Raw genomic sequence first — 12,697 nt, 5'->3', positions numbered from 1 at the left:
ATAATAATTAAGCATGACACTTTAATAAAATGAAATTTTTGATTCACCTTATCTTAGTAAAATAATAACTGATTAATATAAAAGCACTTAGTTTCATAAAATATCATTTTATATTTAAAACTGTCTACCGCATTATTCAGTTGATTTGGTCATTATCTCATATAATAAAGAACCCCAGACGATTGTACGTCCCGGGTTCTTTGAGCTCAATAATATATTGATTCCATATTTATGGTAGTTAATCGTTTTAAATTAACGCTTCTACCACTTCTTCTAATTTCATTCCTCTTGATCCTTTGACTAATACTTTGTCATTCGCTTGAACATAACCTTTTAATGAACGAATAAGGTCTGCTTTTTCTTTAAAAGCTTCAGACTTTTTAACGAAAGCTTTACCAGTATGACTAATGTGAGCCGCCTCATTACCAAACGTAAATAATGCGTCAATACCTTTGTCTTCAAAATATAGTCCTACAGCTTCATGCATGATTTGACTATCAGGACCTAATTCTAATACATCGCCAAGGACAATAATTTTTCTACCTTCCATGCCAGAAAGTGTGTCTATGGCCGCTTTCATACTCGTTGGACTTGCATTATAAGCATCATTAATGACAAGTATTTCATCTTTTGTATGATGTTGTTCCATTCTCATGCCAGTAAGCACGACATTTTTCAAATTATTGAAAATAGTTTGGTATGTTAAATTTAATCTCTTACCTACTGCAATAGCAATCGTAGCATTTTTCATATTATGTTCACCTAAGATAGGAAGTTCATAATGTTCATCATGATTAATTGTGAATGCAATACCATGATCTTTGATTGTTTCAATAGTACTTACCAGCGTATTATCAGAATTTTTACCAAAACTTACTAAATCAGCATTTTGTATTTCGTTAGCATACGGTTCTAGTAATGGTTCGTCACCGTCATAGATAAATAAGCCTCCTGGTTTTAAACCAAGTGTAATTTCTGATTTAGCTTTAGCAATACCTTCTCTTGACCCTAAATCTTGCATATGAGACTCACCAATATTAGTGATTATGGCAATATCGGGTTGAGCTAATTTAGATAATAATTCAATTTCGTGGAAACCTGACATGCCCATTTCAAGAATGGAAATTTCAGTATCAATATCTAATTGTAAAATAGTTAATGGCATACCTATTTCATTATTATAGTTTCCTTGCGTCTTTTTGACTTTGAATTGTGGTTTCAAGACGCTTTCAATCATATCTTTCGTTGTTGTTTTACCATTAGAACCAGTAACTGCAATGACTTGTGGATTAACAAATTCTAAATATGCTTTTGCTAAATGTTGTAAAGCTTCTAATGTGTCATCGACCCAAATAATAGGTCCATCAATATTTTCGTCTAACGGTTCACCTTTTTGATAAAATGCAGCACCTGCACCATCTTTAAGTGCTTGTGCTACATATTTATGACCATCTACATGTTCGCCTTTAAATGGAATAAATAAATTTTGATTGTGAATGTCACGTGAATCAATAGAAACACCTTTAATACCATGATCCATAAATTCATTTTCTATTTCACATGGAATCCATGTTTTAATTTGTTCTAACGTTACCTCTATCATAATTTATTCGCCTCAGTCAATTTTGTATTTATTTTGTTTTTTATCTTCATGTTTTTCTTTAGCTAACTCAATTAATTTCTTAATTAAATCAGAGTAACTCACACCCATATTTTCCCATAAGCTTGGGTACATGCTAAATGCAGTGAATCCAGGCATCGCATTAGTTTCATTTATAAAAATTTGATTATCGTCTGTTACAAAGAAGTCAGCTCGTAGTAACCCTGCACAGTCTGTTGCTTTAAAAGCTTCAACAGCCATATTTCTTAACGTCATTTGAACCTCTTCGTCTAAGTCAGCTGGAATATCTAATTTTATTTTTCCGTCTTTATATTTTGCCTTATAGTCATAGAAAGCTACTTCTTTGATAACTTCTCCAGGCCATGTCGTTTCTGGATAGTCATTTCCCAATACAGCAACTTCAATTTCACGCGCCTCAATACCCTGTTCGATAACTAACTTGCGGTCAAATTGGAAAGCTTCTTCTATACCGTTTTTAAGCTCTTCTTCATTATTACATTTACTAATACCTACACTAGATCCTAGGTTAGCTGGTTTTACAAATACTGGATATTCTAATTTATCATGTACTAATTTTAAGATGTTACCTTCATATTTGTGATACTCACTTCTTAAAAAGCTAACATAAGGTAATTGTGGTAAACCTCTATGCGCAAAGAGTTGCTTCATTACTAATTTATCCATTGAACTTGAGGCAGCTAAAACGCCATTACCTACATACGGTATATCTAAAACTTCAAATAAACCTTGGATTGTGCCATCTTCACCATTAGGCCCATGTAATAATGGAAATACTGCACTATATGCATTTCCTGTACTTCCTTGACTTAATAATTTTGAAATTTCACCCGCTTCAACATCTATTAAGCGTAATGAGTCGATATCGTTGATCGTATCTACGATGTTTTCTTTCTTTTTCCAAGCACCATCATTAGTTATGTAAATAATGTCTATTTGATACCGTTCCTTATCAATTGCGTTCAAGACATTTTGTGCTGTTAATATTGAAACATCGTGTTCTGCACTTTTTCCTCCGTATACGATACATACATTTTCTTTAGCCATTTTTTAGCCTCCATATACAATTCTTAAACTACATCATATCACGATTTAATATTTTTTTGCATTTGTTAAGTGGTATAAAAAGCATTTATTTTTTGTTCTCTTTTATCATTCGTAAAGACATATCATAAAACTTCATATTTATAATTTTTTAAATCGACACCCTACTTCTAGCAAAATATGTTAAAGTTCGGTAAAATCTATATATAATACTAAAGATAGAGAAATCTAGCTGTTTAAAGGAGTAAGAAATGAGTACTTCACGTCAATTAAAAAACAATCATTGGATACGGCGGATTGACTGGGTTTTAATAGGCATCCTCGTATTATTAGCATTCGTAAGCGTCACGATTATCAATTCAGCTATGGGTGGCGGTCAATATAGCGCTAACTTTAGCATCAGACAAATTTTATATTATGTTTTGGGCGGTGCCATTGCATTACTCATTATGCTGGTTTCACCTAAAAAGCTCATGAAATATACATATTTATTATATTTTATCTTATGTATTGGACTGTTCATATTAATTATTATCCCTGAAACACCAATCACACCAATTATTAATGGTGCTAAAAGCTGGTATAAACTAGGGCCTATCAGTGTACAGCCTTCAGAATTTATGAAGATTGTGTTGATACTAGCACTCGCAAAATTGATTTCTAGACATAATCAATTCACGTTCAATAAATCATTAGAAACCGATTTTAAATTATTACTAAAAATTGTAGGTATTTCGATTGTACCTATGGGATTAATTTTATTACAAAATGACCTTGGTACTACACTAGTTATTTGCGCTATTATTGCTGGTGTCATGATTGTTAGTGGTATTTCATGGAAAATATTAGCACCGCTTTTTATTGCGGGTATCGTAATAGGTTCAACTTTAATATTGTCTATTATTTATAAACCTTCACTTATAGAAAACACATTGGGAATTAAAACATATCAACTAGGTAGAATTAATTCTTGGTTAGATCCTTATACGTACAGTAGTGGTGATGGTTACCATTTAACAGAATCCCTTAAAGCAATCGGTTCTGGTCAGCTATTTGGTAAAGGATTTAATCACGGTGAAGTATACATCCCAGAAAATCATACCGATTTTATTTTTTCAGTTATTGGTGAAGAATTTGGTTTTATTGGCTCAGTAATTCTAATATTAATTTTCTTAGCCTTTATATTCCATCTCGTACGCTTAGCAACTAAAATTGAATTACCTTTTAGTAAATTATTCATAATTGGATATGCTTCACTCATTTTATTCCACGTATTACAAAATATTGGAATGACTGTCCAATTACTACCTATCACTGGTATTCCACTACCATTTATTAGTTATGGCGGTAGTTCATTATGGAGTCTCATGTGTGGTATTGGTGTACTTTTATCTATTTACTATCATCAGCCCAAACAATACTCTGGTGATAAACAACAATTATGAACAACAGAATAATGTATGATGACCTGTCATACTAAAAAGCTGGGACATCGATGTCCCAGCTTTTTATATGTATACTATATCATTAAACAAATTAATCTATATCTTATGCGTTTTAAACATTTATAAAAGTTTATACTACACTTACACTAATATCTTACCCTTAAAAATTATTTCAATTTTTAAATGTGTATCATTATCTAATGTACCTTATACATTGGCTTTGACCTTTTTTCTAAACTATTATAAGGCAAAATAAAAAGTGACCAGAACAATGGGCTCTAATCACTTGATTGGGTAACTTGACTATTTCAATTCGTTAGCGGCTTTCACAGTCGTTGGTAAAGTGTGCATAACTTCTAATCTTGATTTGGTTTTCTTTATGTTTACCCCTAATGATGATAATAGTTTAACTACATTTTGAATTTTTTCGTTATCCTTACTCATATCATCACTCCTAATCTATTGCTTCTACTACATATTACCCTATTTAAATGTAAAATACCACATTATATTCAATTTTTTATTTTAATTCAAAAAAAACAGAGTTTTTAATGTGAAATTTCACTAATTATAAACTATCCTTTGTAATGTTATATATGAAGAATTAATTCATTACATTTTATATAGCCCTACAATATATACCCTTTAGATAGATTAATAAATTATTTTATAACCTAAATCGTACACTTCTTTTTCTAAATTATTCAAATTTGCAGGCGTTTCAAAATCTACAAAGATTGCGCCTTCTTCTATATCTATACTAACTTTAAACACACCATAAAGTTTCATTAGTCTTTCTTCAATTTGTAATTTTTGCTTCTCATTATAAAGTTCAGCAATATAAATAACTTTTGATTGCATATGTTTCACCTTACTTAATCCTTCATCAATTTTTGAAAAGTTACAAGTAGTTCTTCCATCGCTTCTTGTTCATGACCCTGTTCAACTTTATCCATAATACAACTTTTCATATGATGATCTAATAATTTAGTAGCGACACTATTTAATGCGGATCGCGTAGCTCTTATTTGTGTAAGCACATCGTCACAGTACACATCTTCCTCTACCATACGATTTATGGCTTTAACTTGACCTTCGATTCTATTAAGTCTTGATTTTAAATTTGCTTTTATTTCTTCTGAATGATGCGCTTTTTGTATTTCAGTCATTTCTCAAACGCCTCCTATTCTATACCCATCATATAATATACCCCTGTTAGGTATTAGTCAAGTGATAAAACATGTTCTCCATGTTACAATAGTGGAGACTTTTACATTATTTAATTACTGTGCTATTTGTTGGAGGTTTAATATGATAGATATCTTTTCAATTATGTTTAATCACACGAACGTCATCATTAATATTATATTAATTGGCGCGTTTATATTAAACCTAATCTTTGCTTTTACAATTATTTTTATGGAACGTAGATCTGCTGGTTCAATTTGGGCATGGCTACTAGTACTTGTGCTGATACCAATTTTAGGATTTATCATTTACTTATTCATTGGCAGACAAATTCAGCGAGACCATATATTTTCCTTAAATGATGAAGATAAAATTGGCATTGAAATGATTGTTAATGAGCAATTAGAAGCTTTAAAAAATGATGATTTTTCAAAAGGCAATCATCAAATTGTGAAATTTAAAGATATGGTACAAATGTTGTTATACAATAATGCTGCGTTCTTAACAACAGATAATGAAATTAGTATCTATACAGATGGCAAAGAAAAATTTGATGCACTGCTAAATGATATTAATAATGCAACAGACTATATTCATATCCAATATTATATATTTAGAAATGATAATCTCGGGAAAAAGATACTATCTGCACTTGAGCAGAAACTCGAAGAAGGCATTGAAGTGAAAATGCTATACGACGATATGGGGTCTAGGGGTTTATCTCTAAAACATTTTAAGAACTTTAGAAAAAAAGGTGGCCATGTTGAAGCATTTTTCCCTTCTAAATTGCCTTTAATTAATCTGAGAATGAATAATCGGAACCACCGTAAAATCGTGGTTATCGATGGTCATATTGGTTACGTAGGTGGATTCAATGTGGGTGATGAGTATTTAGGTCTTAAGAAAAAATTTGGTTACTGGAGAGACACACATCTAAGAATTGTTGGAGATGCTGTGAATGCCTTACAATTACGTTTTATGCTTGATTGGAATTCACAATCAACACGTGATCGCTTATCTTATGCTGAACGTTATTTCCCTGATGTTGATTCAGGTGGTACAACCGGTGTACAAATCGCTTCAAGTGGTCCCGATGAAACCTGGGAACAAATTAAATACGGTTATTTAAAAATGATTGCTTCAGCAAAAAAATCTATTTATATTCAATCGCCCTATTTCATACCTGATCAAGCATTTCTAGATGCTGTCAAAATAGCTGCACTGGGTGGTGTTGACGTAAATATTATGATTCCAAACAAGCCTGATCACCCTTTTGTTTATTGGGCGACTTATAATAATGTAGCTTCCCTTTTAGATGCAGGTGTCAATATCTTCCATTATAACAATGGCTTCCTACATTCTAAGACACTCGTTATAGATGATGAAGTAGCAAGTGTAGGTACAACTAATATGGATCATCGTAGTTTCACATTAAATTTTGAAATTAATGCATTTATCTATGATACATACATCTCAAAAGCATTAAGATCCGCTTTTGAAAGTGATTTACATGTATCTTATCAATTAACAAAAGAAATTTATGAACAAAGAAGTTTATGGATTAAATTTAAAGAAGGTATTTCACGACTATTGTCACCGATTTTATAAAAAATCAGGTCTAACGTAACAATTTCCCTACTGTTGCTTAGACCTTTTATTTTATGAATTTATTTAATATGACTAAACTGAGAGGTGTAGCTAATTTGAAAGAAACTGAAATACTAAACCGTGCATATAATCACATGTGTACATATCATAAAGATGACGCGACTGGCCATGATATTGCACATATTAATCGTGTATTGCGTTTAGCAACTTATATAGCTGAACAAGAACAATCGCAACACATGTTAACAATTCAACTAGCAAGTTTATTACATGACACTGTAGATAGTAAATTAACCAATCATGAAAAAGCGTTAACTAAGTTAAAAAGCTTTTTGAAAGACTTACAATTACCTAAAGAACAGCAACAACATATATTACATATAATTGAACATATAAGTTATAGACATGGTCAAAATAATGAAGTTTCATTAACACTTGAAGGACAAATTGTACGTGATGCAGATAGACTAGACGCAATAGGAGCGATTGGTATTGCACGCACTTTCCAATTTGCGGGTCATTTTAATGAACCCATGTGGGTTGAGCATTCAACAAAGCATATAACAGAGACGGATGACACACATTATGATCAATGGTCGCCATCAGCGATCAAACATTTTTATGAAAAGCTTTTGAAATTAAAGTCATTAATGCATACAGAAACAGCAAAACAATTAGCAGCGCAAAGACATCAATATATGGAAAATTTTATCAATCAATTTTTCGAAGAATGGTATTTTTAGATAAAACATTGTAATCATACAAAAAAGCACAACCTACTGAGTAAATTGTGCTTTTTTAGTTCTTAAAAATAGCTTAACTTATTATTTCTTTTTATTTTTCTTAGAAACAACTTGCGTATTTTTACCTTTACCTGATGCTTCAGCTTTATTTTTCTCCATAGCTTCAATCATCGGTGCAACTTCTCTTTGTGCAAGTTTAGAGTAGTACATATTCGCTACTTGCGTTTGTACAATCAAGAATGCCGCACTGACTGACCAATATAGACCTAATGCTGAAACAGATGAGAATGAAATCCACACAATCATAATTGGTGAAATGACCATCATCATGTAACCCATTTGACGTTGTTCTGCTGGCATACTCTTACTTGATACGTATGCTTGTAAGAAGTATAAGATACCTGCAATAATTGTAATCCAAATGTCTGGTTTCGCTAGGTTAAACCATAAGAAATAAGGATGTTCTGTAAATCCACCGCTTGATGGATATTTCAATACGAAGAATAGTCCCATAATGATTGGCATTTGAATAAGGATTGGTAAACATCCTAACATGCTCTTCATCGGATTCATATCGTATTTTTTATAAACTTCCATCATTTCTGAGTTTGCTGCCATTTTTTCTTCTTGTGTACGCGAACGCTTAACCTTCTCTTGAATTGCATCAATATCCGGTTTTGCAACTTTCATTTTTTCACGCATCATATGACTATTTTTATAGTTTGATAACATGAATGGTAACAATACGATACGTATTACTAACACAAGTACTACGATTGCTAAACCATAGTCATTATTAAAACTAGTTCCCAACCAATGTATTAAATTATCCATTGGCACATAAAACGTATTATAGAAGAAACCGTCTCTATTTTCAGGTTTAGAATAGTCACAGCCTGCTAAAAAGACCATTACACCTAATAATAAAGGTAGTAGTGCTTTCTTTTTCATTTTTCCACCTCTAATGATATATTCACATAGAATTTATTTTATCATACTCAAAGGGAAGTAGAAAACAAAAAAAGAAATATTTATACTTTATTCAACATTTTGTAAGAATTGTCTAACTGTATTTGAAATATTTTCACTCTTTGTAATAGCTGAAATAATGGATATACCGTCTGCACCAGCTTGCATAACTTCCCTCGTATTTTCAACATTTATACCACCGATTGCTACGATTGGAAAATGATTAACATGCGCTCTTAATTTCGTTATCATTTCTGGCCCTACTGGTAAATTTGCATCATCTTTAGATGTCGTTGCGTACATTGGCCCAACACCAATATAGTCCACATGTGCTAAATTAGATGTTTTATATTCATCTATATTACTAATGCTTAAACCAATAATTTTTCCTTTAAATTGTTCAGCAAATACTTTAACATCCATATCATCCTGGCCAACATGAATCCCATCTGCACCAATCTTATTGGCTAAGGCAACATCATCATTAACGATAAATGGTACTGCATAATCATGACACAAAGCTAATAATTTCCGTGCTAAGTCTTCTTTTTCATCTCCAATTAATGCACCGTTACCTTTTTCTCTAAATTGGAACATGGTTATTCCAGATTCAAGTGCTTCAGTCACAACATCTATAATAGTTGTCTTACTTTCAATATCTTGCGTGCCACAAATAAAATACAGTTTCAAATTATTTTTATCAAACATTACTGCACCTCTTGTATATCACTTTGATTTGAATAATCATCATAAGTCACTTGATATAGTGCATCTAATAATAACGTCATAAACGTACCAGGACCTTTGTCTTCCGCAAGTTGCTCTGCCTTTTCCGCAGCGATATTATAAATTGAAGTGGCTTCAACTAACTGGCTGATTGAAGATGTTTCATCTGTCGGTAAAAAACTAGCTATGACAGCACCTAATAAACAGCCTGCACCCGTTACTTTAGCCAACAAAGCCGATCCATTATTCAGTTGATATATTTGATTGTCTTGAATCACAACATCCTCTTTGCCAGTGATGACTATCGCACTATTTAATCGTTTATGCGCTTCTTTGGCAATTTCTATCGCATTTAAATTATCATCACTGTCCGTTCCTTTCATCTTAGCATCATTATTTATCAACGCTAAAATTTCAGATGCATTCCCTTTTATAACTGCTACATCTACAGTATTCAAAAAAGTTTTACAAAAATCCTTGCGATATTGGGATGCACCAACAGCAACTGGATCAAATACAATTGGCGTGCCTACTTCATTAGCTGTTTTAGCAATTTCTAAAATGTCCTGCTCTCTATCTTTAGTTAAAGTACCAATATTAATGAGCAGTGCATTAGCAGGTGTTAACATATCTATCGCTTCTTCTGGTGCTTGACTCATTGCTGGGCTTGCACCTAAACTTAAAAGTCCGTTTGCCGTAAAGTTCTTTACGACATCGTTTGTGTAACAAATAACGAGTGGATTATTCGTTCTTACATTATTTAAACTATTCATCATCTAGACCTACCTTTTTCATATATGCAAAGTGATTTACAGGTCCTCTACCTTGACCAATTTCTGGCGTATATTTAATGCTTAATGAAATAAATTTTTTAGCTTTTTTCACTGCGTCATAAATCGTTCTACCTTTTGCCAGTTCAGCTGTAATTACTGCTGAAAAAGTACAACCTGTACCATGGGTATGCTGCGTATCATAACGAGGTTCTTCAAACGTATAGACCTCATCTTTAGTAAATAAATAATCTTTAGCAGTTTCTAAATCTTCAGCATGTCCGCCTTTAATAACAACACCCTTACTCCCAATTTCATTAATAAATATGTTGCCTGCTTTATATATCGCTGCCTCATTATCAATCTTTAATCCAGTGATTTCTTCAGCTTCTGGTAAGTTTGGAGTCGCTACTGTTGCATAGGGTAACAATATATTTTGTAAATCTGCTTTCGCGTCATCATCCATCAATGAATCACCACTTTTAGCTAACATAACTGGATCAATAACATATGGTATCTCAGGATATTTCACTAAGTATTCTTGAATTAATTGCATCATTTCCTTTGAAGCAATCATACCAGTTTTAATGGCATGTGGTAATTCGTCATCAAACACACTTGTCAGTTGTTCAGATAACCACTGTGACTCAAGATTGTGAATATGTTGTACACCTTTAGTGTTTTGCGCAACAATGCTTGTAACAGCCGCCATACCATATACGCCACAAGCATGAAAAGATTTCAAATCTGCCATTACACCAGCACCTCCTGTTGGATCAGTACCAGCAATTGTCAATGCAATATTGGGTTTATTCATTTTTCATACCTCCATATGACCATGATTCTTCATTAAATGACATATTAAAAAAGTTTCTTTCATGTACTGTACTTTGTAAAAAGCATTGTTTTATCTCATTTTTTTCTTTTTCGCTACAATGTTTCGTCAATTTATCCATTAAATTATCAAATACAATAACTAATTCATCCATTTCAGTACTATAAAATTCAAACCATTTAGCTAAAATAGAATCTTTATTTAATTCTTTATCCCTTAATGCTTCTTGAGCAATGACTTGATAAACATAAGGACAAGGTGCCATTGCAGCAATTGTATAAGCGGCATTTTCTTTAGCATACGCATTGAAATACATATGTTTAATATAATGATCGCCACTCGGTGGCCAAACTTTCTCTTGTACGATTTCATTATAACTTTCTTGGACATAATCCGCTAAAATTTCATGTGCTTCCACTTCACCATCTACGATAAATTGAATTTGTTCAACCAAAAATCGAACATCATTTAAGTTCTCCATTTTTGGAATTAACAGCGCGTATATATTCGCAAATTCATTTAAATAAGAAGCATCTGCTCTTAAATAGAATTTGGTTGCTTCAATCGGTAAATTCCCATGTAACATACCTTGTATAAACGGATCGTGGTAGATTTGATTAATAATTGGTTTAGCTTCTTTTTTTAACTGTTCTGAAAATAACACAAAAATCCTCCTATAAATAAAAAAACTACATTCCCGACAGAAACGTAGTTAATTAATAGCGAGGATTTATACCCCAACTTTAGATTAAACTACTTTCCTACGTTGGTATTAACCAAATCAGGTTGTAAGGGTCTGAATTTAATCATCTCAGCCAACTGGCTCCCCTAGTAGCGTTTTTATATTTTGTTTAATTAAAAGATAACAAAATACTGACAAATTTGCAAAATAACTGACTATAAAAAAAGCTGAGACCTATATGTCCCAGCTTTAAATATTTATCTTAAGTTCATTACTACACTTAATTTTTTATGCAGTAACCCATTGTGAAGCGCCTTCTGTATCATAAAGTTTTTGCGCTGCAGCGTCTTGTACTGCTTCAGGTGCTTCTGTTGGTGATACACCTTGATATTCAGATGGTGCTACTGAATCCCATGTGCTTTGTAAGAATTGATATTTACCTGCTGCACCTGATGATGGGTTAACAGCTTTAAGGTCGCCGCCTGATTCACGTTGCGCGATTGCTTGTAAATGAGAGTTAACATTTACTGATGAACCTTCTGAAGCTTCACTTGAACTAGATTCATTTGAAGTTGATTCATTTGAGCTTGAAGTAGTTTGTGTAGTTGCTTCTTGTTGTGGTTGTTGTGTTTCTTCAGTTTGTGGTGCAGCTTCTTGTGCTGGTTGTTCAGTTGAAGCTTGCTCAGTTTGTTGTGGTTGTTCAACTTGTTCTGGTTGCTCAGCAGTTTCTTGTGCTGGTGCATTAGTTGAACCTTGTCCATAGCTCCAAGTCCAATATTGACCATCTGATTGGAAACTATAGTCAGTATTATTATAGTTAAAGTTAATGTCGTAAGCACCGTCTTGAACTGGTGCTGCATTTAATGATTCTGAATTACTTTGAGCTTGTTGTGCTAATTGTGCTTTGTCAACGCCTTGTTCTGAAGCGTCTGCTGAATTTCCTGCTGCGAATCCTGTTACGCCAAGTCCAACTGCTAATGTTGATGCTACTACTGTTTTTTTCATTGTAAAAAAGTCCTCCTATAAGGTAATTAAGTTTATTTTTATT

General features: G+C 32.6%; 14 protein-coding genes and 1 riboswitch. Of the genes, 3 read left to right on the top strand and 11 right to left on the bottom strand.

What is annotated here, in order from left to right:
• Positions 1–247: 247 nt before the first annotated feature.
• Together M1D64_RS04065 and M1D64_RS04060 are read right to left on the bottom strand one after the other, a co-directional pair.
• Entirely contained in the window at positions 248–1,603 is a 1,356-nt protein-coding gene (locus M1D64_RS04065; RefSeq protein ID WP_002482745.1) for a UDP-N-acetylmuramoyl-tripeptide--D-alanyl-D-alanine ligase, read from the bottom strand.
• Between the two features lie 12 nt (positions 1,604–1,615).
• Positions 1,616–2,686 carry a D-alanine--D-alanine ligase gene (locus M1D64_RS04060; RefSeq protein ID WP_002482744.1) on the bottom strand — a complete coding sequence of 357 codons (1,071 nt, stop codon included), beginning with the start codon at positions 2,684–2,686 and terminating at the stop codon, positions 1,616–1,618.
• Positions 2,687–2,934: 248 nt separating this feature from the next.
• Here M1D64_RS04060 and M1D64_RS04055 point away from each other — a divergent pair, with 248 nt between their 5' ends.
• Positions 2,935–4,128 (top strand): FtsW/RodA/SpoVE family cell cycle protein, encoded by a 1,194-nt coding sequence (locus tag M1D64_RS04055; protein WP_041080781.1) that lies wholly within the window; start codon positions 2,935–2,937, stop codon positions 4,126–4,128.
• Between the two features lie 303 nt (positions 4,129–4,431).
• Here M1D64_RS04055 and M1D64_RS04050 read toward each other — a convergent pair whose 3' ends face one another.
• The 3 genes from M1D64_RS04050 to csoR all read right to left on the bottom strand — a co-directional run bounded on the left by M1D64_RS04050 (position 4,432) and on the right by csoR (position 5,297).
• Positions 4,432–4,572, bottom strand: coding sequence for an Lmo0850 family protein (locus M1D64_RS04050; protein ID WP_002482742.1), 141 nt, complete (start codon positions 4,570–4,572; stop codon positions 4,432–4,434).
• A gap of 210 nt (positions 4,573–4,782) precedes the next feature.
• Entirely contained in the window at positions 4,783–4,989 is a 207-nt protein-coding gene (csoZ, locus tag M1D64_RS04045; RefSeq protein ID WP_002482741.1) for a putative copper chaperone CsoZ, read from the bottom strand.
• Between the two features lie 14 nt (positions 4,990–5,003).
• Positions 5,004–5,297, bottom strand: coding sequence for a copper-sensing transcriptional repressor CsoR (gene csoR / locus M1D64_RS04040; RefSeq protein WP_002482740.1), 294 nt, complete (start codon positions 5,295–5,297; stop codon positions 5,004–5,006).
• A 142-nt stretch (positions 5,298–5,439) separates the two neighbouring features.
• Between csoR and cls the strand changes: the two genes are divergently transcribed.
• Both cls and M1D64_RS04030 read left to right on the top strand, forming a co-directional pair.
• Positions 5,440–6,924 (top strand): cardiolipin synthase, encoded by a 1,485-nt coding sequence (gene cls / locus M1D64_RS04035; RefSeq protein ID WP_011302692.1) that lies wholly within the window; start codon positions 5,440–5,442, stop codon positions 6,922–6,924.
• A 68-nt stretch (positions 6,925–6,992) separates the two neighbouring features.
• On the top strand, positions 6,993–7,667 hold the full coding sequence (locus tag M1D64_RS04030; RefSeq protein ID WP_052463706.1) for an HD domain-containing protein: 675 nt from the start codon (positions 6,993–6,995) through the stop codon (positions 7,665–7,667).
• An 81-nt stretch (positions 7,668–7,748) separates the two neighbouring features.
• On the opposite strand, the gene yidC is transcribed toward M1D64_RS04030, so the two are convergent.
• The 6 genes from yidC to M1D64_RS04000 all read right to left on the bottom strand — a co-directional run bounded on the left by yidC (position 7,749) and on the right by M1D64_RS04000 (position 12,654).
• Positions 7,749–8,618, bottom strand: coding sequence for a membrane protein insertase YidC (gene yidC / locus M1D64_RS04025; RefSeq protein WP_002482737.1), 870 nt, complete (start codon positions 8,616–8,618; stop codon positions 7,749–7,751).
• Positions 8,619–8,705: 87 nt separating this feature from the next.
• Positions 8,706–9,344 carry a thiamine phosphate synthase gene (gene thiE / locus M1D64_RS04020; RefSeq protein WP_002482736.1) on the bottom strand — a complete coding sequence of 213 codons (639 nt, stop codon included), beginning with the start codon at positions 9,342–9,344 and terminating at the stop codon, positions 8,706–8,708.
• Positions 9,344–10,135: a hydroxyethylthiazole kinase gene (gene thiM, locus M1D64_RS04015; protein WP_174543851.1), complete on the bottom strand. Its 792-nt coding sequence runs from the start codon at positions 10,133–10,135 to the stop codon at positions 9,344–9,346. The genes thiE and thiM overlap by 1 nt, the downstream gene beginning before the upstream one ends.
• Entirely contained in the window at positions 10,128–10,949 is an 822-nt protein-coding gene (gene thiD, locus M1D64_RS04010) for a bifunctional hydroxymethylpyrimidine kinase/phosphomethylpyrimidine kinase (RefSeq protein WP_002482734.1), read from the bottom strand. Before thiD ends, thiM begins: the two co-directional genes overlap by 8 nt.
• Positions 10,942–11,631 (bottom strand): thiaminase II, encoded by a 690-nt coding sequence (tenA, locus tag M1D64_RS04005; RefSeq protein ID WP_002482733.1) that lies wholly within the window; start codon positions 11,629–11,631, stop codon positions 10,942–10,944. Before tenA ends, thiD begins: the two co-directional genes overlap by 8 nt.
• 77 nt (positions 11,632–11,708) lie before the next feature.
• A riboswitch (TPP riboswitch) is annotated at positions 11,709–11,807 on the bottom strand.
• Positions 11,808–11,937: 130 nt separating this feature from the next.
• Positions 11,938–12,654, bottom strand: a complete 717-nt coding sequence (locus M1D64_RS04000) for a transglycosylase family protein (RefSeq protein ID WP_174543850.1) — start codon at positions 12,652–12,654, stop codon at positions 11,938–11,940.
• Between the last annotated feature and the right edge of the window lie 43 nt (positions 12,655–12,697).

The sequence above is a fragment of the Staphylococcus sp. Z5-21 genome (assembly GCF_056529615.1).
The sequence above is the reverse complement of the archived record's forward strand: the minus strand, read 5'-3'. Positions and strand labels throughout refer to the sequence as shown.

Excerpts from the sequence above, each read along its gene's own strand:
- M1D64_RS04065 (WP_002482745.1), bottom strand. The coding sequence starts at position 1,603 with ATGATAGAGGTAACGTTAGAACAAATTAAAACATGGATTCCATGTGAA.
- M1D64_RS04060 (WP_002482744.1), bottom strand. The coding sequence starts at position 2,686 with ATGGCTAAAGAAAATGTATGTATCGTATACGGAGGAAAAAGTGCAGAA.
- M1D64_RS04055 (WP_041080781.1), top strand. The coding sequence starts at position 2,935 with ATGAGTACTTCACGTCAATTAAAAAACAATCATTGGATACGGCGGATT.
- M1D64_RS04050 (WP_002482742.1), bottom strand. The coding sequence starts at position 4,572 with ATGAGTAAGGATAACGAAAAAATTCAAAATGTAGTTAAACTATTATCA.
- csoZ (WP_002482741.1), bottom strand. The coding sequence starts at position 4,989 with ATGCAATCAAAAGTTATTTATATTGCTGAACTTTATAATGAGAAGCAA.
- csoR (WP_002482740.1), bottom strand. The coding sequence starts at position 5,297 with ATGACTGAAATACAAAAAGCGCATCATTCAGAAGAAATAAAAGCAAAT.
- cls (WP_011302692.1), top strand. The coding sequence starts at position 5,440 with ATGATAGATATCTTTTCAATTATGTTTAATCACACGAACGTCATCATT.
- M1D64_RS04030 (WP_052463706.1), top strand. The coding sequence starts at position 6,993 with ATGACTAAACTGAGAGGTGTAGCTAATTTGAAAGAAACTGAAATACTA.
- yidC (WP_002482737.1), bottom strand. The coding sequence starts at position 8,618 with ATGAAAAAGAAAGCACTACTACCTTTATTATTAGGTGTAATGGTCTTT.
- thiE (WP_002482736.1), bottom strand. The coding sequence starts at position 9,344 with ATGTTTGATAAAAATAATTTGAAACTGTATTTTATTTGTGGCACGCAA.
- thiM (WP_174543851.1), bottom strand. The coding sequence starts at position 10,135 with ATGAATAGTTTAAATAATGTAAGAACGAATAATCCACTCGTTATTTGT.
- thiD (WP_002482734.1), bottom strand. The coding sequence starts at position 10,949 with ATGAATAAACCCAATATTGCATTGACAATTGCTGGTACTGATCCAACA.
- M1D64_RS04000 (WP_174543850.1), bottom strand. The coding sequence starts at position 12,654 with ATGAAAAAAACAGTAGTAGCATCAACATTAGCAGTTGGACTTGGCGTA.